Source organism: Leptothoe kymatousa TAU-MAC 1615 (assembly GCF_018739865.1).
Classification (GTDB): Bacteria; Cyanobacteriota; Cyanobacteriia; order Phormidesmidales; family Phormidesmidaceae; genus Leptothoe; species Leptothoe kymatousa.
In genome coordinates this window covers 117,634-139,810 of the sequence record NZ_JADOER010000002.1, presented here as the reverse complement: position 1 = coordinate 139,810, position 22,177 = coordinate 117,634, and the positions used below count along the sequence as shown (strand labels likewise).

Genomic DNA, 22,177 nt, shown 5'->3' with positions numbered 1-22,177 from the left:
CCTCATCACTTTTCTAAAGATAGCGGTAGTTCAATGGTAAAGCAGGTCTGGTTGTTACCACTCTCTACGTTAATTACACCACCAATATGCTGCACCAGCTTTTGCACTAGGGCTAAGCCCAACCCAGTCCCCCCTTGCTTCCAAGGGTCGGCACTGGGTACGCGATAAAACTTATCAAAAATGCGTGGCAATTCATCCTGGGGGATTTCCACACCGGTATTGATCAGATCAAATTTGGCCATATCCTCCTGCCCCGGCAAAACAGATAGGGTGATTTGTCCACCTGGGGGAGTATATTTGCAGGCATTATTCAACAGTTCCGCCCAAATGCGATCGAGGCTAGACAAATCTGACCGTATCACCGACAGATTGTCATTCAACACAATTTCGAGCTGCTGCTGTCGGCTGGTGGCCCGTTCTTGAAAACTATTGACTAGGGCCGGTAGCCATTCATCCAGTTGAATGGTTTGCAATGCTAAGTCGTGGTTACCCACATCCAGACGCTGCAGATCTAGCAGGTCGTTAATTAAACTAATTTCTCGCTCACATTCTTCTTTGAGGATGCGATAGTAGCGGGCGATGCGACTTTGTTGGGCATCGGGGCTGGTGAGTTCCTGCTCCATGCCGAGTTCTTGGCTCAGGGTTACGCCCAATAGCTGCAGCGCCACCCGCATACTGGTGACCGGTGTGCGCAATTCGTGGGAGACGGTGCTCAAAAAGTCGTCCTTCAGGTTATTGACCTGCTCTAGCTCCCGCACCTGGGACTGGGATTCTTGGTACAGCCGGGCTTGGCGGATAGCGATCGCACATTGGTTCGCCACCTGCTGCACTAGCCGAATTTCATACTCGCTAAAGCCATGGTCCTTATCATTAATCAACCACAGGTCGCCCAGCACACCGCGATCATCAAAAATTGAGCACGCTAGCATGGACACCAAGCCCCGTACTGGGTTGGGGGCAATGGAGCAAAACTGTAGATATTGCCCTTCTAGCAGCTGATGATAAACCTCAGGAAAAGCCTCCATTTGAGACACACGGCCACGGTCGGACGGCAAGGTGGTGAACTCGTAGTAAATGGTGGAGGTGCCCTGCTCTAGATCGTACAGGGACGTATTAGAACCACGTACATTCAAAGCCTCTGTAATTTCCTGGACCGCCGTCTGCAAAATTTGTTTTTCATCCAAGCTATCTCGCACTCGGTCCGTAATCCGTTTGAGTGTCGCTTCAAACTCAATTAACTTCTCTAGGGCACCGTTGCGCTCTTCTAATTGTTGACGCAGTTCATAGTTGGTTTGCCGCACCTGGGCCAGTTCGCCCACCACCTGCAAGGTATTGATCAAAATCGGCCCGCTAGCCGTCTCTAACCTGGTACGCGAACAGGTTACCTGGTGCCGACCAGAGGCTGTAGCAATGGTTATGGGCTGTGGATCAGGGGTTTCTCCCGATTGAAAAAAGCCCTCGTCCTGAGCCCCCAATGTGCCTGCATCTACCAACGCTGGCACATCTTGGTCTAAACATCCCACCAACTGCTCCAGGGAACTATTCAATAGCTGACAGCAGGCCACATTAGCAAACAACCATCTATGGTCTTGCCCCTTCACATAGATTGGCGCCGCCACCGCATTAAGCGACCTAGTAATTACATCGATAGACTCATGAATATTACGGGCAGCAATGGGTGGACTCATGGTTGGGGAACAAGAGTGATAGTGATGGGCTTTCTCCACTATGCCCTGGTTTTCCCGAAAAGGTTAACAGTGTATCACCCCACGTATTTTTACGGCCAGATTCCGTGGAACTACTTAAATTTTAATAGCTTCGACCAACTCTAACCCAGTCTTTTAGCCCGTCCCCTGTACAATTCTAAAGTTTGTTTATTGTGCAGCCCATGGGTCCCAACGCCAGCCCCACAACTACTTTGCTTGCCCCTGCCACCAATTGGGAAAACCTTGACTATCCCCCGCTCAGTCTAGGTGTCCTGGCATCTGGCAACGGTAGCAATTTCGAAGCGATCATGACGGCCATTGAACGTTCCGCCCTAAAGGCCCAGGTCAATGTCGTGATCTGCAATAATCCTGGGGCAAAGGTCATGGAACGAGCTGAACGCTGGCAAATCCCTAGGGTTTTGCTTAACCACCGCGAGTTTACATCTCGAGAAGCGTTAGACCAAGCCATTATCCGCACGTTGAATCAACACGATGTTACCTGGGTGGCCATGGCTGGCTGGATGCGGCGGGTGACCCAACAGCTGATCGACGCCTTTCCTGACCGTGTGCTCAATATTCACCCCAGTTTATTACCCAGCTTTCCGGGGCTACATGCCGTGCAACAGGCGCTGGATGCTGGCGTCACCCTGGCAGGGTGCACCGTGCACCACGTCGAACTGGCCGTGGACAGTGGTCCGATCATCATGCAAGCCGCAGTGCCGGTTTTAGCGGGGGACACCGTCGAGCAGCTCCAGGCCAGGATTCAAGTGCAAGAGCATCACATTTATCCTGCTGCGATCGCCCTCGCCGCCCATGGCGACAGCCGAAAAAATGCCGTTGCTGATTTGGCCGGGGAACCACTCTGCTAATGGTGCGATCCATCGACCTTGCGCAGATGCAATCACCCCAAGGCTCAGCAATGCCAAGCACCTATTTTTGTCAATTTTGATACCGCGTTCACTCACGCTTCTCAGTATCTATCTACGCCCAATCTTGTCTGTTTTTCTCAACATTTAATCCGGAAGTCGGTCCATGAAACGCGAATGTACCAAGTAGTCACTCGCAAAACCGACAACATGTTTAACACCAATCAATTCACTGGTAAAAATCTAGAAGGTTTGGTGCGTATTGCCTTAACCCACAGAGAATTGTCCCCAGGTGTTGCAGCTGCCATTAAAACATATCGAGTTAAGCCTCAACTCACCAATGCCGAGGAGCGTCAGCTCGCTATTTTAGACAGTGCCATTGCCGATGGTTGCATCGTGCCTATTATGCGTGCATAGTTTACCCTTCGCCCCCTCGGAGTAAACCCTGGCTTAGCAAACTACGAATGAAAACGATTATGGAACGGCATCGCTTCGCAACGATGTCGTTTTTCCGTTAAATCGGCCGCAGAAAGACGACTCGATAGATAGTCGGGGCATTAAGTCATTTATAGTAATCAATGTGGGTGGCTTTTTGGCTACTCAATTGCTGCTTCTTGAAACATCATGCGCCTGAGTTCGATCTTTCATCGCTGCCGCTGGATTGTTGCGGTTGCGATCGCACTAACTATCAATCTCATCATCACGCCCCCTGCGAACGCTACCGGTGTGTACGACATGCCCATCACACCCAATAGTGAAAACTGGGTTTTAGATGACGCTAACCAAATCACCCGGTTAAACGAAAGCAACCTCAACAAAGATCTCCAAAAGCTAGCCGCAGCCACCGGCCAAGAAGTTCGCTACGTTACCATCCATCGCCTAGACTATGGCGAAACAGCCCAGAGCTTTGCCGAACAGCTATTCGCCCGTTGGTTTCCCACACCAGAAGCGGGTGCCAACCAGACAGTCGTTGTTCTAGATGATGTCACCAATACTATCGGCCTCAAATCAGGCGAAGAAACGGCGGCGTTACTCTCCAGTGACATCGCTGAGAGCATCACCGAAGAAACCATGAAAGCGCCACTGATCAAAAGCAATAGCTACAACCGTGCCTTTGACGACGCCACCACTCGCCTCGCAGCAGTGCTAGCTGGCGAGGCAGACCCAGGCCCCCCCATCATCGCAGAAACCATCAACGTAGAAGGCACCTTCGCCACTGCCGAAGAAACGGAAGCGAACCGCACCAGTTCCACCTGGATTGTTGTTGTCCTATTGATTTTATCCACCGTTATTCCCATGGCCACCTATTACTGGTACCAGTCCATGGGAGGCTAGCACACAGCACTAAAACAGAAATATTTTCCACAGAACAAGAATATGGGGGCGTTGACTACAACGCCCCCATATTTTTTATGACGTCAGTTAAGCCTGTTTCCTAAGCATAAACAGCTTCTAGAACATCACTGGCCACCCCTTGCAGGAGGCCTTCAGTCAAGGCCATATGAACCATTAGATCGACGACACGATTGGAGTAACCCCACTCGTTGTCGTACCAGGTCAACAGCTTAAAGAAATTAGGATTGAGCTCAATGCCAGCACCGGCATCAAACACACTGGAACGAGGATCGCCCACAAAATCAGTGGAGACAACGGGCTCCTCAGTATAGCCAAGCACACCGCGCAAACCGTTCTTAGAAGCGGCTTCCATTGCCTTACAGATCTCACGGTAGTTAGTGGATTTTTCTGTACGTACCGTTAAATCCACAATCGAAACATCGGGGGTGGGGACCCGCAATGCCATCCCCGTTAGCTTGCCAGTCAACTCTGGTAATACCAAGGTCACGGCCTTCGCCGCACCGGTTGAAGCAGGAATAATATTTTGAGAGGCGCCACGACCGCTGCGCAAACTCTTCTTATTGGGGCTATCAACGGTAGGTTGCGTCGCTGTGGAAGCGTGCACCGTAGTCATCAAGCCTTCTGCAAAGCCAAAATGTTCGTGGATAACTTTCGCCACCGGTGCCAAACAGTTTGTGGTACAGCTGGCATTGGAGACAATGTAATCAGATTCAGGGTTAAACGTTTTATGGTTCACACCCACCAACAACGTGGGCACTTGCTCAGGGCTCTTAGTAGGAGCCGAAATCACCACACGCTTGGCTCCAGCCTGGAGGTGAGCCGATGCTGTTTCATGGGTAGTAAAACGACCGGTGCACTCCACCACATAGTCCACATCTAAGCGGCCCCAAGGCAGCTCAGCTGGATTCGCAATGGAAAAACAAGGAATAAAGTAACCAGAGACAACAATTCCATTATCCCGAGCTTCCACATGGCCTGGAAACTGACCATGGGTGGAATCGTATTTAAGTAGATACGCAAGATTTTCAGGGGAAACTAAATCGTTAATACCAACAAACTCAATATTGGAATTGTTAATAGCGGCCCGCAGTATTAAACGACCAATACGACCAAACCCGTTAATGCCAACTTTCAGCACGGCCATGACAACTATCGCTCATAGAAGGTGTACAAAATGACTGCTTCAATCGGCGAGCAGCTTGTACCTGTTTATGGCTGATTCAGTCTAGTACATGGGGATCATCGGTTTTCCTTTAGAGTTGCAACCCGCTACGTGAACAAGGGTTTCAAAACATAGGCGAACATGACTGAATCGACATCATTCGCAATGGAAGCTTTAAATATCTTTGATATATTTCCCCAGCTATAAACCAAGGGAAATATCTGGCAGCTGGCGCTGAATTTGCTGCACGGCCTGGGTAAACATGGAGTCGTCCAATACCGGGGTTGATGGCATGGTTTCTAGGGCATTTTCTAATGTGAGCCAAGAACGACAGCCCCCGTAGCTGGATTGCCAGTCCATGGAAATAGGCGCCATTAAACGATATGTCCGCAACAAAAGTAAGTGCAGGGGCTGGGTGGGCTGCCAACGAAAGCGTTCTGCCACAAACTGATCATTCCAAATGTGAAATGGCAACAGGGCATTCACTGCGTCTAACGTATCCACGGTCCAAACATGAACCACCTCGGCCCAAGCCTGCAAAGTCACCTGGTTGGGATGCCAGCCTGGGGCTACGGGAGTGACCCGCTCAGCCCAATCAGATTTAAGCAAATGGTTTTTTTGGTGTTCATAGGTGGGGTATAACCACACATGCCGATGGGGCACCTGAAACTGTTTACCAACTTCGCGAATTCCACCTTTGCGCAACAAAAGAATTGTTTGGCCCTGCATCAGGGCATCGACGGCAACAGACCATTCTTTGAGGGCTTGGCTTAACAACATAGATATACCAGCAAGATATTTGCCCATAGTAGTGCCAATATTTTGTCCTATGGCAAATGAAATCATCCCGAGGAGCGACCCATTTAAACCCAAAGCCGCTGCCCTAAGGACTAGGACAACGGCTTTTTAAGCTACAAAACCCTGGTTAATGGCCCACTAGCAGCCCTAGCCCACCGAAGCGGCGACTGTTTCGGAACTTGCCAGGGTCTCAGGACGCTCCGCCTCGGAAGGGGGAACCACCTGCCAGAACTTAGGCAAATAGGTTTGCCAATCGGCCAAAATACGGGCCGCTTTAGTACTGCCAGTACGCTCAGCATGACGCGCAATCATTTCTTTGAGCTGGGTTGCGCCCTCATCGGTGATTACCCGCTGCACCTTCACAATTTCAGGATTCACACGGGTGGGGAAGTCGCCCTTTTCGTCTAGGAAATAGCCCAAGCCGCCGGTCATACCAGCGCCTACATTACGCCCCACACCGCCAAGACAAACCACGACACCACCGGTCATATATTCACAACAGTGGTCTCCGGCGCCTTCGATGACGGCTTCACCTTTGGAGTTGCGGACGGCAAAGCGTTCACCGGCTTTGCCGAACGCATACAGGGTGCCGCCGGTGGCGCCATAGAGGCAAGTATTCCCGACGATCACATTCTCAGAGGGGTCGTATTGCACACCTTCATAGGGGGTAATGATCAGCTCACCGCCGTGCATGCCTTTGCCAACATAGTCATTGGCTTCGCCCACCAGACGTAGGTTCATGCCCGGTAGGTTAAAGGAACCAAAGCTTTGGCCAATGCTGCCCTTGAACGTGAGGTTTAAGGTGCCCGCAAAACCGGTATTGCCGTATTGTTTAGCGATCGCACCGGATACGCGGGCGCCCACCGACCTGTCGGTATTGATGACATCCATGGTTTTCTCCACCAGCCCCTGGTCGCCAATGGCCCGTTGAACCTCAGCATCGGCCAACAGCTGATCGTCTAGCACAGGGCCATTACTGTGGATATCGCCATGGTTTAGCCAGCTGCGATCGCTACGGGTATCTGGCAAATGAGTCAGAATATCCAGCACCAACCCCTGGGTCTTCGCCAAACTAGCCTCGGCCCGAGCCGTTAGCAAATCGGCCCGGCCAATCACCTCAGACAATGAGCGATAGCCCAAATGAGCCAGCAGCGCCCGCACTTCTTCAGCCACAAAGTGGAAGAAGTTAACCACATGCTCAGGAATCCCCGTAAAGCGTTTGCGCAGTTCCTCCCGCTGGGTAGTCACACCAACGGGGCAGCTATTAGTGTGGCAAACGCGAGCCATGATACAGCCTTCAGCAATCATGGCGATGGTGCCAAAGCCATACTCTTCCGCCCCCATCAGGGCCCCCATAATCACATCCCAACCAGTCTTAATACCGCCGTCTACCCGCAGCAGCACCCGATCCCGCAGCTGGTTTTCCAGCAGCACACGGTGCACTTCGGTCAGCCCCAATTCCCAGGGCACCCCAGCATGCTTAATGGAACTTAGGGGCGAAGCACCGGTACCGCCATCGTGGCCAGAGACTTGAATCACGTCGGCATTGGCCTTAGCCACACCCGCGGCAATGGTGCCGATACCAATTTCAGACACTAGCTTCACCGAAACACCTGCCCCAGGGTTGATTTGATGCAGATCGTAGATCAGCTGAGCCAGATCCTCAATGGAGTAGATATCGTGGTGGGGCGGTGGGGAAATCAGGGTAACACCGGGCTTAGAACGACGCAGCGAGGCAATGTAGTCACTCACCTTACGGCCAGGCAGCTGCCCCCCTTCACCCGGTTTTGCCCCTTGGGCCATCTTGATTTCAATTTGCTTCGCGCTCATCAGGTACTCAGGCGTTACCCCAAAGCGGCCCGAGGCCACCTGTTTAATGGCAGAGCAAGCCGTATCCCCTGGCTTCAGCCCCTTCAGATGGGGCAATGTGGCAGAAAGGCCATGGTCATCCACGTCGTTGATGGGGGCAAAACGCACCGTATCTTCCCCCCCTTCACCGGAGTTGGACTTGCCGCCAATGCGGTTCATTGCGATCGCCAGGGTTTCATGGGCTTCCCGCGATAGGGCCCCCAGGGACATGCCCCCGGTGCAAAAGCGTTTCATGATATCGGCAACGGGTTCCACTTCGTCGATGGCAATGGCGGTGCGATCGCTCTTAAAGTCCAACAGATCCCGCAGAGCGGCCACCGGACTTCCCTGCAGATGCTCCTTATATACGGCGTAGTGATCGTATTGGTTCGACTTCACCGCCTTGTGCAGCAGCTTGGTCATTTGGGGGCTATTGCTGTGATATTCCCCCTTGGGCCGAGCCTGGACAAAGCCCATGTGCTCCAAACGCTTGCCGGTGAGTTCAGGAAATGCCTTACTGTGGAACCGCATAGTTTCCTGGGCCAGCTCCGACAAGGTTAAACCACCCAGTCGAGAAATACTGCCCTTAAAACCAGCCGCCAATAGCTCGGGTCCAATACCAATGGCTTCAAAAATCTGAGCCCCCTGGTAGCTAGACAGCAGCGAAATGCCCATTTTAGAAAGAATCTTGAGCAAACCGGCTTCCACCGCTTTCCGATAGTTAGCCTGAGCGCCATTCAATGTAGTCACCGGCAGCTTACCGGACTTCATAAATTTCTGGGTCCTGCTATTGGCCCACCAGTGACGCACACTTTCTAGGGCCAGATAGGGGCACACCGCGCTGGCGCCATAGCCAATCAAACAGGCAACATGATGGGTGCTCCAACACTGGGCCGTATCTACTAGCAGCGAAGCCCGCATGCGCAAACCATTACCAATCAGATGATGGTGCACAGCACCTACCGCCAGCAGTGGCGAAATATAGGTCTGGTTTTCGGAGAGGGTAGCGGGATTGCCCTGGGCATCGATGCGATCGCTCAGAATTAAAACTTCCGCCCCCGCTTTCACCGCTGCATCCGCCTGTTCACAAAGGGAGTCCAAAGCCTGCTTCAAGCCCTCAGGACCGCCCTCAACGGCATAAAGAGTAGACACAGTCGCCGTCGGCAAACTCCCCTGGCGAATCATCTCCAGCTCATTGTCGTTCACCACCGGAGAATCCAGTTTAATTAACCGACTCGGCCGCTCATCCAATAAGTTAGAGCGCTGCCCCAACTGCATCTGCAAAGACATCACCAACCGCTCCCGCAGCGGATCAATAGGAGGATTCGTTACCTGGGCAAACCGCTGTTTGAAGTAGTTATATAGCAGGTGAGGCTTATCAGACAGCACCGCCAAGGGGGCATCATTCCCCATGCAGTAGGTGGGCTCTTTCCCCTGGGCCGCCATGTCCTGAATGATCATATCCAGGTCTTCCGCGGTGTAACCAAATGCAGTTTGCTGAGTTAACAACACCTTGCCATCCAGCTGGGGTTGCCCACGGAATAACTGGGGCGAAATATCCTGGCGATGGTTACGCAGCCACTCACCATAGGGCTGGGATTGAGCCACCCGCTGCTTAATGTCCCAATTTTTCAAAATTTCATGGGTTTCAAAATCAATGGCAATCATCTGCCCCGGACCTAAACGGCCCTTTTCCACCACATCTTCCATAGGCAGATCGACCACCCCCGCCTCCGATGAAACCACCAAATAGCCGCTACGGGTAATGGCATAGCGGGCCGGACGCAAACCGTTGCGGTCCAGGGTTGCCCCCACCTGTTTACCGTCACTAAATACCACTAGGGCGGGGCCATCCCAAGGCTCCTGAACACCGCTGTAGTACTCATAAAAGTCTGTAATTTCAGGGTAGTTCAGCAGCTCCGGCTGGTTCAAATACGCTTCAGGCACCATCATCATCAACGCCTGAGCGGGAGTGCGCCCCGAACGCACTAGCAGCTCCATAACATTATCCAGGTTCGCCGAATCGCTGTTGTCAGCATTCACAATCGGCTTCAATTGCTGAATATTTTCTCCCCAAACAGGGCTGGCTAAGTCAGCCTCCCGCGCCATCATCCAGTTGATGTTGCCAATCAGGGTATTAATTTCACCGTTATGGCCAAGCAAACGCATGGGATGGGCCAAGGGCCACTTGGGCATGGTGTTGGTGCTAAAGCGCCGATGATAAACAGCAAAGGCGCTCTCATATTCGCTGTCTTGCAAATCCAAGTAAAACTGCCCCAGCACTTCGCTCCGGACCATGCCCTTATACACAACGGTCCGACTCGAGAAAGAACACATATAAGCCTCTTTCAGCGTCGATTTGAGCGCATCTGCACCGGCAACAGCCTCCAACGTGCGCACCCAAGCCCGACGCAGCAAAAATAGCTGACGCTCTAGCTCATCCCCATGGGCATCCGCCTCAACTAACACCTGCTCAATCCGAGGCTCATACTCTTTGGCCAGGGCGCCCAAAGCTTTAGACGCCACAGGCACAGGGCGCCACCCGAGCACCCTCACTCCGGCGTCCTGTGCCACTTTAGAAAACGCCGTTTTAGCAATCTCTACAGCGTCATCATGACGAGGCAAAAACGCCATACCAACGCCTACTTGGCCAGCCTTCAGGGTCTTATCCCCCGCCCAACGTTGCAAAATCTTCCAAGGAATCGCCGTCATGATGCCAGCCCCGTCACCGGAGTCTTGATCGGCACAACATCCACCCCGATGCTCCATACATGTAAGAGCATGGAGGGCATCAGTCACTAAACGATGACTGGCCCGCCCTTGCTGATCAGCAATAAATCCAACTCCACAGGCATCCCGTTCCTCCACTAATGATTTGGGACCCAAGGTTGGCAAACCCTGAGAGTGCTGATTTGCTTGAAGATTATCCACACGATTGTTAACCATGAGCCAGTCGCAAAAAGAAAAGAGAAAGAAACGGAGTGAGCACTCAATCATCGACTAATATCGCCAATAGATTAAGTTGACAGTGCCTAAAGAGTCTCCTCTCGGATTTTTTTCCAGAGGAAAGAGGTCATACTGACGCTGTTATTAGAATTGGTAGCCCGTAACCCAAAAGCTGCAATCAAGGGCTATACGATCAGTCAACATCGCCAAACAGCGCTGTTTTGTATAGATTGATACCGATAAAGTCACACCTAGGGTCACTTTTCAGCAGCAGACAGCTGTTTGCAAATACTCACAATGCTTTGACTGCTATGACGGTGATCACACTATCTTTACTTTTTAAAAGTAAATCAAATTTAGTCATCCTTCACAGAAGCTGACAAACTATGTAGCGCAATCTCTGACAAAGACTAGGGATAGATATTATTAAGCGAGCGCCCCAGATCCGTCAAGAATAGCTACGTGTTTTCAAGTATGTAGGATCTGAGCCCCCGGTTTCAATCATTACCTCAGCTGCTGTAGCAGTCACCCAAAAAATTATTCGCACGCCTAGACGTTTTTGCAAACCATTGCCGATGTCAATGCCAGGTTATTGGTCTTCCCAACTCAAAACATCTCTCAAATACTTTTTCCTCATGCTGTGCACCTGTGGATTTGTACTGGGAGGCGCCCAGATAAATTCACAACCTGCTATCACCCAGGTGATTTCATCATCCATTGGCCAACTTGCTTTGGTAAAAGCGGCAGAACCAACCGCCAGTGGGACTCAACTGCGCATTAACGGGCGTCTAGTCCCCGGTGACTGGCAAAAGCGTCGCAACCTGGTTGGCATTTCAGATGGGGCAATCGCCACTCAGCTTGGGGTTGATTTGAGGAGCACGGGCAACCCTAAACAGCAGCCCGTTGCATGGTTTCAAGGTGCCAACCAAGGGCTGCTGGAATTACCCGCATGGCACTACGACCACAATCGTTATGTCGACATCGAACCGCTGATTCGTCAGCATGGTTGGCAAGTAACTCCCCAGGGGACAGTACTCGATCTCAAATTGCCCCAAAGCAATATTGCAGCGCTCCGTCAGGGACGACAGCCTTGGGGCGATCGTCTGGTGTTGGATCTCAGTAATGCCACCGCCTGGCAAATGAGCCCAGCGGCTAATCGGATTACGGTAACTGTAGATGCGGCCATGGCAAAGGCTGCGATCGCTCAATTCAAGCTCACCTCCACACCGGGCATCAAAAACCTCAACATTACCTCCAGCAATCAGCGCACCACCCTCACCATATCGGTCGCTGACCATTTACATGCCAACATTTGGAGTTTGTCTCAGCCCCACCGACTCATCATCGATATTCGTCCCGATGCCCTCAAACCCAAAGAAATTCTCTGGGCAGACGGATTACAATTCCAGCAACGCTACATTAACCTTGCCCGTCAACGGTTCCCGGTTTACACCATCACCCTAGCCCCACAAAATCCCCAGTTTTCCCTACTGCCCCTCGGAGCCTTTCCAAACAAAGCTTCCGGCATCAAACCCCCGGCCGACCTCGCAGCCCAGGAAGAAACAATCGCCTTAATCAACGGCGGTTTTTTCAATCGCAATAATCAACTACCGCTGGGCGCCTTACGGGCCAATAACCGTTGGATTTCAGGCCCTATTTTAGGACGCGGAGCCATTGCCTGGAATGACCAAGGAGAAGTCATCGTCGACCGCCTCACATTGAGCACCAGCGTCACGGCCAACAATCAAACCTTTGCCGTAGACACCCTTAATAGCGGTTACGTCAAAGCTGGCATTGGTCACTACACGGATGCCTGGGGCCCCACCTACACCACGCTGGTAGACAATGAAATTGTCGTCACCATCCAAAACGGAAAAGTTACCCAAAAGCGAACCCTGGGCACAGCCGGTCAAAATACCCTGCCCATCCCCGCCGGAGGCTATCTCTTAACGTTTCGAGCTTTCAGCTCTGCCGCTACAGCTTTCACCGTGGGGGCAGACATCACCCTCAACCAACAACCATTACCCAACACATTCGAACAGTTTCCCCACATTCTCGGAGCCGGTCCTCTACTGATCTCCAATAGCAAAATCGTTCTCAATGCTCAGCAAGAAGGATTTAGCAACAACTTCATTACAGGCAGAGCCCCCCGAAGCGTCCTAGGCCTTACCCCCAAAGGCGACATCAAACTAGTCGCCATCCAAGATCGTGTCGGTGGGCGTGGACCAAACCTGAGGGAAACGGCTCAAATTTTACAGAAACTAGGGTGCAATACAGCGTTAAATCTGGATGGGGGGAGTTCATCGAGTCTGTATCTGGGAGGACGTCTAACCAATCGCCATCCCCAAACAGCTGCCCGTATTAATAATGGCTTGGGCATCTTTGTTACACCAACTCCATTAGCAAATCATCCCTAAAAGCACCCGTGATTGAAGCAACCTTTAAAGTAATTCCGATTAATTAAAGACTCCGTTTAATTAATCCTTTCCGTGGGCTTACCCGTGACGCCTCGCCATTGGCCACTGCTATGATAAAACCTGAATCAGAGACAGGTGGCTTTGCGCTGCCATGGACTTGATTTCGACCCATATAAATTCATTGAGCCTAAGGATAAAATTAAACCCTCATAATTCAAATCTATTACGGCCAATAAACCGTTATTTAAGCTTGTGTTGCTTTAGGTCAACACAAAATATATCGCCTACTTTTGCCTGTTGAAGTCAGACGCCCTTAAGTATTAGCAATGCTTACAGAGCAGCCACTATCAGCAAACAGTCACTATCAGCATCTGTACTTTTTCCATAGGAATTATTAACCATGGTCCAAACTCAAGAGCGCCCCAAGTCTTCCAATCAAGATAACAAAGATAGCGCACCTAACGTTAAGGACACTTCGCCTACATTCGACACACGCCCTTGGGGGTCTTTCACAGTTCTCGAAGAAGGCAAAGGCTACAAAATCAAGCGGATCGAAGTGAAGCCTGGCCATCGCCTAAGTCTACAAATGCATCACCATCGTAGTGAGCATTGGATTGTAGTTTCTGGCACAGCTAAAGTTGTGTGTGGCGATCAGGAAATTCTATTGTGCACTAATCAGTCCACCTACGTTCCTGCTTGCACAGCCCACCGCCTAGAAAACTCAGGCGTTATCCCTCTTATTTTAATCGAAGTTCAAAACGGCGAATATCTTGGAGAGGATGACATCATCCGTTACCAAGATGACTACGCTCGCACCAACAAATAGACTTTGCAGCGTCATGTGTGCCCTGCATTTTGCTAGCTAAACCGGCAGAGCACTAAACCTTTATGCAAGAAAATTTTGCTCAGGCAGCGCATACTGCCTGAGCATTTTTCACATGGGAAATCCGCTCACAAATCAAACACGATCACGTTCTGCCCCTAGGCCAAATGCAAAACCGCAAAACACCGTTGCCTCTCTTGGCAAACTAAACATCAAAAATAAATTGACAAGGCTACCCTGAAATCGATACGATGGGGTCTTGTGAAAACTTGGAAGCAATAGGCATTTGCCTTTCTTAGTATGCCAACCATTCAACAGCTCATTCGAAGTGAGCGCAGCAACGCTCAAAAGAAGACTAAATCCCCAGCCCTGAAGAGTTGCCCTCAGCGCCGAGGAGTATGTACCCGTGTTTACACCACAACGCCGAAAAAACCCAACTCGGCTCTGAGGAAAGTAGCTAGGGTTCGTTTAACGTCTGGTTTTGAGGTAACGGCTTACATTCCAGGCATTGGTCACAATTTACAAGAACACTCTGTCGTAATGATTCGCGGTGGTCGTGTAAAAGACCTACCTGGTGTGCGTTACCACATTATTCGTGGCACCCTTGACACTGCTGGGGTAAAAGATCGTCGCCAAGGTCGTTCCAAATACGGCGCTAAGCGTCCTAAGGAATAGCGATTCTTCGGCAGCGCACTACGAGAGACGGGTAGGTGTGGCCCCAAACTTTCGTGTAGTTGCAGTGCGTTTGCTAGTATGTGCGCCACAAATTTTCTAGCTAAGTGGAGTTAATTTGTTTTAACTCTTAGCACTCAACTCATACCTACATTCAAGAAATCCTATGTCTCGTCGTTCAAGCGCTCAAAAGCGTCCTGTTCCACCTGATTCTGTATACAGTAGTCGCTTAGTAAGCATGATGGTGCGTCGCATCATGGTTAGCGGCAAAAAATCATTGGCGTTGAAAATTGTCTATGGTGCTTTCAAAATTATTGAAGAGCGCACGGGCAATGAGCCGTTAGAAGTATTTGAACAAGCTGTTCGCAACACTACCCCCCTAGTAGAAGTGAAGGCAAGACGTGTAGGTGGTGCTACCTATCAGGTCCCCATGGAAGTCCGCACCGATCGTGGAACTGCCCTTTCCCTTCGTTGGATTTCTCAGTTCGCCCGTAACCGCGCAGGCAAGACCATGGCTATGAAGTTAGCCAATGAGCTGATGGATGCGGCTAATGAAACCGGTGGTGCTGTCCGCAAGCGGGAAGAGACCCATCGCATGGCAGAAGCTAACAAAGCCTTTGCCCATTACCGCTATTAATTTCCAACATCATCTTGGCATTAGTGTTAGCAACACGACTGTTTTGTCGTTGACAGGTAGCATCCATGGCGCGTACTTCTCCGCTAGACAAGGTTAGAAATATCGGTATTGCCGCTCATATTGACGCGGGCAAAACTACTACGACTGAACGGATCCTCTTCTATTCTGGCGTTGTCCATAAAATCGGAGAGGTCCACGACGGTAACGCAGTTACTGACTGGATGGAACAGGAGCAGGAACGGGGCATCACCATTACTGCTGCGGCCATCAGTACAAGTTGGCGCGATCATCAGGTCAATATTATTGATACTCCTGGTCACGTCGATTTCACCATCGAGGTAGAACGCTCAATGCGCGTTCTTGATGGTGTTATTGCCGTGTTCTGTTCTGTGGGTGGTGTGCAGCCTCAGTCAGAAACCGTTTGGCGACAAGCCGATCGCTACAGCGTGCCACGCATTGCCTTTGTGAATAAAATGGACCGCACTGGTGCCAGTTTTTTCCGGGTATATGAACAAGTTCGTGACCGACTGAAGGCTAATGCCGTGCCTATTCAGATCCCCATTGGGGCTGAAGATGAATTCCAGGGTGTGGTTGATTTAGTAAAGATGCAGGCCCATATCTACGCAAATGATTTGGGAACTGATATCGAAATCACCGACATTCCGACGGAGTTACAGGCCCAAGCAGAGGAATATCGCACTTTATTACTTGAAGCCATCGTTGAGACCGACGATGCCCTCATGGAGAAATACCTTGAGGGTGAAGACATCAGCGAACAAGAGGTAATGGGTGCGATACGCAAGGGCGTAACCGATGGTGGTCTGGTACCGATGCTCTGTGGCTCTGCCTTTAAAAATAAAGGGGTGCAAACACTGCTAGATGCGGTAGTGGATTACCTGCCATCGCCATTGGAAGTTCCTGCAATTCAGGGCACACTTCCTAACGGTGATGTTGGCTATAGACCCCCTGAAGATGATGGACCTCTGTCGGCCCTTGCCTTCAAGATCATGTCTGACCCCTACGGCAGGCTTACCTTTATTCGCATGTACTCTGGTGTGTTAGCCAAAGGTAGCTATGTCTACAATGCGACCAAAGATAAAAAAGAGCGTATATCGCGATTAATTATCTTAAAGGCAGATGATCGCATTGAAGTCGACGAACTAAGGGCTGGGGACCTTGGCGCCGTTTTAGGACTCAAAGACACTACAACAGGCGACACCATCTGCACAACAGATGACCCAATTGTGCTAGAGTCTTTGTTCGTGCCAGAACCTGTTATATCCGTTGCTGTGGAACCTAAAACTAAGCAGGATATGGAGAAGCTGGCCAAAGCTTTACAGTCGTTGTCTGAGGAAGATCCAACGTTTAGGGTCTCCACTAACCCGGAAACTAATCAGACAGTGATTGCAGGAATGGGGGAGCTTCACTTAGATATTCTCGTGGATCGTATGAAGCGGGAATTCAAGGTGGAGGCAAATATTGGCGCACCCCAGGTTGCCTATCGCGAAACTATTCGCAAGGCGATTACCACTGAAGGTAAGTTCGTGCGTCAAAGCGGCGGTAAGGGCCAATATGGCCATGTAGTGATTGAGGTTGAACCAGGGGAAGAAGGCTCCGGATTTGAATTTGAATCTAAGATTGCTGGCGGCACGGTTCCAAGGGAATACATTGGTCCCGCGCAAGCAGGCATGAAAGAGAAGTGCGAATCTGGTATCCTAGCTGGGTATCCCGTGATCGACCTTAAAGTCACACTGGTAGATGGTTCTTACCACGATGTAGACTCATCCGAAATGGCCTTTAAGATCGCTGGATCGATGGCTATTCAGGATGCAGTCACAAAGGCTTCTCCAGTCTTACTGGAGCCCATGATGAAAATCGAGGTTGAAGCTCCCGAGGAGTTTCTCGGTGACATTATGGGAGACCTGAACTCTCGTCGAGGCCAGATTGAGGGTATGGGGTCTGATGACGGACTTGCCAAGGTAAGTGCAAATGTCCCCTTAGCGGAGATGTTTGGCTATGCCACTGATATCCGTTCAAAAACCCAGGGTCGAGGCATATTCTCTATGGAGTTTAGCCACTATGCGGATGTTCCGCGTAATGTGGCTGATGCGGTTATCGCTAGAAACAAAGGGAACGCATAAGTAATTTTAGGGACACAGTAAATACATGGCACGCGAAAAGTTTGAAAGAAGTAAGCCCCACGTTAATATTGGCACCATCGGCCACGTTGACCACGGCAAAACCACTCTGACAGCAGCTATCACCATGACTTTGGCGGCAGCTGGTGGCGCTAAGGCTCGCAACTATGAAGATATTGATGCTGCTCCTGAGGAAAAGGCGCGTGGTATCACTATCAACACAGCTCACGTTGAGTATGAGACAGATACTCGCCACTATGCTCACGTAGACTGCCCCGGACACGCAGACTATGTGAAGAACATGATTACAGGTGCCGCCCAAATGGATGGTGCGATCCTGGTTTGCTCAGCAGCTGATGGCCCTATGCCTCAAACTCGTGAGCACATTCTTCTAGCGAAGCAGGTTGGCGTACCTCACATCGTTGTTTTCTTAAACAAAGAAGACCAGGTAGACGACGAAGAACTGCTCGAGTTGGTTGAGCTAGAAGTTCGTGAACTACTGAGTTCCTATGATTTCCCCGGTGATGATATTCCCATTGTTGCAGGTTCTGCACTGATGGCGGTTGAGGCCCTTCAGGCTAAAGGCGATATCGGTCGTGGTGAAGATGACTGGGTTGATAAAATCCATGCGCTGATGGACGAGGTTGATAAATACATCCCTACGCCTGAGCGTGATGTAGATAAGCCCTTCCTCATGGCTGTTGAGGACGTTTTCTCTATTACTGGTCGTGGTACCGTAGCCACTGGTCGTATTGAGCGTGGAAAAGTCACCGTTGGTGAGACGATTGAAATCGTCGGTATTCGCGACACTGTTGAAAGCACTGTAACGGGTGTAGAGATGTTCCAGAAGACCCTTGATGAGGGTATGGCTGGCGACAATGTTGGTGTTCTTTTACGGGGTATCCAGAAGGAAGATATCTTGCGCGGCATGGTTTTGTCCAAGCCTAAGAGCATCACACCTCACACTAAGTTTGAGGCAGAGGTTTATGTACTTAAGAAGGAAGAAGGTGGTCGTCATACTCCTTTCTTTCCTGGTTATAAGCCCCAGTTCTATGTGCGAACTACTGATGTAACAGGCTCCATTGCTAGCTTCACCGCTGATGACGGCAGTGCCGCTGAAATGGTTATGCCTGGCGATCGCATCAAGATGAATGTAGAGCTGATTAACCCTGTAGCCGTTGAACAAGGTATGCGCTTTGCGATTCGTGAAGGTGGTCGTACCGTTGGTGCGGGTGTAGTTTCTAAGATTACTGAGTAATTTTTACTGAGTAATTCGTTTTGAACTCGTAACGGGAAGGTGATGATACATCTTCCCGTTACTTAAGCCTTCGGGCTTTTGAACCTCGATAATTGAAGAACCTTTTGAGTCATTATGGCTACCATTCAGCAGCAAAAAATTCGTATTCGCTTGAAGGCATTTGATCGCCGTCTGCTTGATACTTCTTGCGAAAAAATTGTAGATACTGCCAATCGCACCAATGCAACCGCTATTGGCCCCATTCCACTACCAACCAAGCGCAAGATTTACTGTGTGCTCCGTTCTCCCCACGTGAATAAAGATTCAAGAGAGCATTTTGAAACTCGTACACACCGCCGCATTATTGATATTTATCAACCCACATCTAAAACAATTGATGCCCTGATGAAGTTAGATCTTCCTGCTGGTGTAGATATTGAGGTCAAGCTGTAGATAATTCAAGCTGGTTCATACTAGGTAGCCGGCATTGTCTATAGACTGCCAGAACTTGATATAGGAAAATGTGAGGCGCTGTGGAGTGCCTCACGTTTTCTTATTACAGGTCTTACGACTAGATTCTGTTTGGCTTCTAGTGGATGGGTTAGAATAATTATGCACATCCATAGGCGCTTTCGTTATTGGGCTGTGTATTTATAAGTACTTCCCACCTACCCTAATGGATTCTGTTTCATCAGTTGCTGTTCGAGAACTTCCCCTATTTCCGTTACCTGAGCTAGTTCTCTTTCCTGGTAGGCAATTACCGCTTCATATTTTTGAGTTTCGCTACCGCATCATGATGAACACCATACTCCAAGCGGACCGTCGCTTTGGGGTCCTCATGATTGACCCAGATAGTGGCGACATTGCGAAGGTAGGTTGCTGTGCAGAGGTTGTTCATTTTCAGCGGCTACCCGACGATCGCATGAAAATGCTGACGGTTGGTCAGCAACGGTTTCGCGTCCTGGACTATGTCAGAGAAAAGCCATATCGCGTTGGTTTAGTCGAGTGGATCGAAGATAGTGAAGCAGAGAAAAATTTAACCCCGTTAGCTTCTGAGGTAGACCAGCTACTTCGAGACGTGGTTCATCTCTCGTCTAAATTGACAAGTCAAGAAATTGAGTTTCCAGAAAGTATTCCTGAACTACCTTTAGATCTTTCTTACTGGATTGCTAGCACCCTACACGGTGTGGCAAAAGAACAACAGCTTCTATTAGAAATGCAAAATACCGCTCAGCGTCTAGAGCGGGAAGCCGATATTTTAACCTCTACACGCAATCATCTTGCCGCACGCACGGCTCTTAAAGATGTCTTACCTGAAGATAGCCCTTCGTAAGCGATGCAGAACGCTGCTTAAGGAACTTGAGTGGGTATTTGTTCGTAGGTGCCAAAGACTTTCAGGCTTTTTGTACAATTTTTTAGAAGCTGCAGTGCGGCTTGGGTATTGGTATTATCCAAGCTGGCTTCAATATCAATAAAAAAACGATAGTCGCCAAGGGCAAGCTTTGTCGGGCGTGATTCAATGCGACTCATATTAATGCCTTGAGTTGCGAATAGCTGTAAAGGCTTTAATAGCGCACCCGGAGTATTGTCGGGTAGTTGAAACGCAATAGAGGTGTGACTACCGCAGTGGCTTAATTGTTGACTCAGAACCCAAAACCGTGTGGAATTATCAGGATTATCGTTAATCGGGTCGGCGAGCGTTGGTAAATCGTAGAGCTTAGCCGCCCACAAAGGAGAAATTGCAGCGAATGTTGCATCATTTGAGACGCGTGGCAGCGCTTCTGTAGTGGAACTAGTCGCTATCTGCGTGGCATCAGGTAAATTGCTGGACAACCACTTCTGGCATTGACTGAGGGCTTGGGGATGGGAGTACACCGTTGTAATGGCATCTAAGCAATCTGCCCGAGATAGCAAGGCATGGTGGATTGGAATAACTAGATTATTTTGAATTTTGAGACTATCTAACTCCCACAGCATATCCAAGGTGTCTGGGACACTACCGCCAATCGAATTTTCAATAGGTACTACAGCAATATCTGATTCACCTGTTGCGGCTGCCTGAATAGCTTTAGAAATAGTATTGTATGGCTTCAGTTGAGAAGTTTGAGCCTGATATCTCTGAAGCCATTGAGCATAGTTGGTAGCTGCGAATTCTGAGTAGCTACCAGAAGGTCCTAAGTGGGCAATAGAAATCATTTAGCAATATATAAAGGCTACCAGTAACCATAGAAATAAAGGTGTTAGAGTTAGCTTAATGGGTTTTAGCCATCGCACAATCCAGTGATAAAAGCTAAGCTCTATAATGGCTGAAAATAACTCGGTATACGGGTATTTTATGGGTAAAGGACTGGGACATGATGCGACCTTGGGGTGAAATTGAGTGAATGGTTCATTTGCATGCGTCGCAATCTGTAGAAATTGATATTGCTCCTGCTCCGATTCCCATACATCAGTATCTAAAAAATACTGACCGCTTGGTTTATTCCCTGGCCGATCCGAGTCAAATTAAGGCCATTGGGAATCAAAAGTTTGAGTTCAGTATGCGTCCCATTAAGTTTTTGATGCTCACCCTAGAACCAGTGGCTGACGTTGAGATTTATCCCAATGAATCTGATGAAATTATTATTTATTCGGATTCATGTCGTTTACGACATCAATCTTCTCTCAATCGCAGATTCTCATTTCAGCTGCAGGGTTGGTTAGCAGCTCGTTCAGATAACTCTGGCGTTTCAGGTAATGCAGAATTAAGCATTGATATTAATCTGCCATCAGCATTTCGATTAACACCCAGACCACTCCTTGAATCCAGCGGGAATACAATTGTGAGCGGTATTTTGAGCACGATTAAATATCGTTTACAACATCGTTTAGTCCACGAATATAAGGGATGGGCAAACGGCATTTTAGCGGCTTCAAAAGTGCACTAAATACTTAGGCTTTAAGTTATCGATACATGTAATTTAGTGTCCTTATATTACTTTATTAAAGAGAGCGGCTGGCAACTCTTAAATGAACGGCGATGATACCTGGTGGGGCCTAAAGTTCGCAGTCCGGCTAAATGTTTAGGGCTACCGTATCCTTTATTTGAGGCAAGATCATATCCCGGATATCGATGGGACAGTCGGATGATCAGTTGATCTCGCCATACTTTAGCGATAATACTAGCGGCCGCGATCGCAAGCACATGCTGATCCCCTTTCACCACCGTCTCCTGCGCAATACCTAAACCAGGAATTAACTGATTACCGTCAACCAAACATTTATCAGGACAGGGCGACAGACGGGCAATAGCCTTTGCCATTGCCCGCAAAGAAGCCTGCAAAATATTGATCCGATCAATCTCAAAGACCGACACCCATGCAACTTGAGCATCAATCACCGATGCGTGAATAATCGGAACCAACTTTTCGCGCTTCCTAGGTGTGAGTGCTTTACTATCAGCCACACCTTGATCCTGTAACCACCGCTCTTTATCAGGCTGAATAATGACAGCCGCAGCAACTACAGGACCAAATAACGCACCGCGCCCAACCTCATCAACACCAGCAGTCAACGTCATGCACAAGGCCGC

General features: G+C 49.7%; 18 protein-coding genes. 12 read left to right on the top strand and 6 right to left on the bottom strand.

All coding sequences use genetic code 11. The annotated features are described in order from the left end of the window. Positions 1-5 precede the first annotated feature (5 nt). Complete coding sequence (locus IXB28_RS01020) at positions 6-1,688, bottom strand: sensor histidine kinase (protein ID WP_215616678.1); 1,683 nt, start codon at positions 1,686-1,688, stop codon at positions 6-8. Positions 1,689-1,888: 200 nt separating this feature from the next. Between IXB28_RS01020 and purN the strand changes: the two genes are divergently transcribed. The 3 genes from purN to psb32 all read left to right on the top strand — a co-directional run bounded on the left by purN (position 1,889) and on the right by psb32 (position 3,907). Further along, a complete protein-coding gene (gene purN / locus IXB28_RS01015) occupies positions 1,889-2,575 on the top strand; it encodes a phosphoribosylglycinamide formyltransferase (RefSeq protein WP_215616677.1) in 687 nt (228 codons plus the stop codon). 174 nt (positions 2,576-2,749) lie between these two features. Next, positions 2,750-2,989 (top strand): hypothetical protein, encoded by a 240-nt coding sequence (locus IXB28_RS01010; protein ID WP_215616676.1) that lies wholly within the window; start codon positions 2,750-2,752, stop codon positions 2,987-2,989. Positions 2,990-3,196: 207 nt separating this feature from the next. Further along, complete coding sequence (psb32, locus tag IXB28_RS01005; protein ID WP_215616675.1) at positions 3,197-3,907, top strand: photosystem II repair protein Psb32; 711 nt, start codon at positions 3,197-3,199, stop codon at positions 3,905-3,907. Between the two features lie 100 nt (positions 3,908-4,007). On the opposite strand, the gene gap is transcribed toward psb32, so the two are convergent. From gap to gltB, 3 genes are all read right to left on the bottom strand, one after another. Further along, entirely contained in the window at positions 4,008-5,072 is a 1,065-nt protein-coding gene (gap, locus tag IXB28_RS01000) for a type I glyceraldehyde-3-phosphate dehydrogenase (RefSeq protein WP_215616674.1), read from the bottom strand. Positions 5,073-5,291: 219 nt separating this feature from the next. Further along, the gene (locus IXB28_RS00995; RefSeq protein WP_246559563.1) at positions 5,292-5,870 is read right to left on the bottom strand and encodes a DUF1802 family protein; all 579 of its coding nucleotides are present in this window, start codon (positions 5,868-5,870) and stop codon (positions 5,292-5,294) included. Between the two features lie 165 nt (positions 5,871-6,035). Then, positions 6,036-10,682 (bottom strand): glutamate synthase large subunit, encoded by a 4,647-nt coding sequence (gene gltB / locus IXB28_RS00990; RefSeq protein ID WP_215616673.1) that lies wholly within the window; start codon positions 10,680-10,682, stop codon positions 6,036-6,038. A gap of 575 nt (positions 10,683-11,257) precedes the next feature. Here gltB and IXB28_RS00985 point away from each other — a divergent pair. The 8 genes from IXB28_RS00985 to IXB28_RS00950 all read left to right on the top strand — a co-directional run bounded on the left by IXB28_RS00985 (position 11,258) and on the right by IXB28_RS00950 (position 19,939). After that, entirely contained in the window at positions 11,258-13,099 is a 1,842-nt protein-coding gene (locus tag IXB28_RS00985; RefSeq protein ID WP_215616672.1) for a phosphodiester glycosidase family protein, read from the top strand. Between the two features lie 400 nt (positions 13,100-13,499). Continuing rightward, a complete protein-coding gene (locus IXB28_RS00980) occupies positions 13,500-13,925 on the top strand; it encodes a phosphomannose isomerase type II C-terminal cupin domain (RefSeq protein WP_215616671.1) in 426 nt (141 codons plus the stop codon). 297 nt (positions 13,926-14,222) lie between these two features. Beyond that, positions 14,223-14,597, top strand: coding sequence for a 30S ribosomal protein S12 (gene rpsL, locus IXB28_RS00975; RefSeq protein WP_006515834.1), 375 nt, complete (start codon positions 14,223-14,225; stop codon positions 14,595-14,597). 163 nt (positions 14,598-14,760) lie between these two features. Beyond that, on the top strand, positions 14,761-15,231 hold the full coding sequence (gene rpsG / locus IXB28_RS00970) for a 30S ribosomal protein S7 (RefSeq protein WP_215616670.1): 471 nt from the start codon (positions 14,761-14,763) through the stop codon (positions 15,229-15,231). Positions 15,232-15,296: 65 nt separating this feature from the next. Further along, positions 15,297-17,372, top strand: coding sequence for an elongation factor G (gene fusA / locus IXB28_RS00965; RefSeq protein WP_215616669.1), 2,076 nt, complete (start codon positions 15,297-15,299; stop codon positions 17,370-17,372). 25 nt (positions 17,373-17,397) lie between these two features. Then, entirely contained in the window at positions 17,398-18,627 is a 1,230-nt protein-coding gene (gene tuf / locus IXB28_RS00960) for an elongation factor Tu (protein WP_215616668.1), read from the top strand. Between the two features lie 114 nt (positions 18,628-18,741). Beyond that, positions 18,742-19,059, top strand: a complete 318-nt coding sequence (gene rpsJ, locus IXB28_RS00955; protein ID WP_006515830.1) for a 30S ribosomal protein S10 — start codon at positions 18,742-18,744, stop codon at positions 19,057-19,059. A gap of 223 nt (positions 19,060-19,282) precedes the next feature. Further along, positions 19,283-19,939: an LON peptidase substrate-binding domain-containing protein gene (locus IXB28_RS00950; RefSeq protein ID WP_215616667.1), complete on the top strand. Its 657-nt coding sequence runs from the start codon at positions 19,283-19,285 to the stop codon at positions 19,937-19,939. Positions 19,940-19,956: 17 nt separating this feature from the next. Here IXB28_RS00950 and pheA read toward each other — a convergent pair whose 3' ends face one another. Then, the gene (gene pheA / locus IXB28_RS00945; protein WP_215616666.1) at positions 19,957-20,802 is read right to left on the bottom strand and encodes a prephenate dehydratase; all 846 of its coding nucleotides are present in this window, start codon (positions 20,800-20,802) and stop codon (positions 19,957-19,959) included. Between the two features lie 188 nt (positions 20,803-20,990). Here pheA and IXB28_RS00940 point away from each other — a divergent pair, with 188 nt between their 5' ends. Continuing rightward, positions 20,991-21,533: a DUF1997 domain-containing protein gene (locus tag IXB28_RS00940; RefSeq protein WP_215616665.1), complete on the top strand. Its 543-nt coding sequence runs from the start codon at positions 20,991-20,993 to the stop codon at positions 21,531-21,533. A gap of 47 nt (positions 21,534-21,580) precedes the next feature. On the opposite strand, the gene IXB28_RS00935 is transcribed toward IXB28_RS00940, so the two are convergent. After that, positions 21,581-22,165, bottom strand: coding sequence for a ribonuclease HII (locus IXB28_RS00935; RefSeq protein WP_215616664.1), 585 nt, complete (start codon positions 22,163-22,165; stop codon positions 21,581-21,583). Positions 22,166-22,177: the final 12 nt, after the last annotated feature.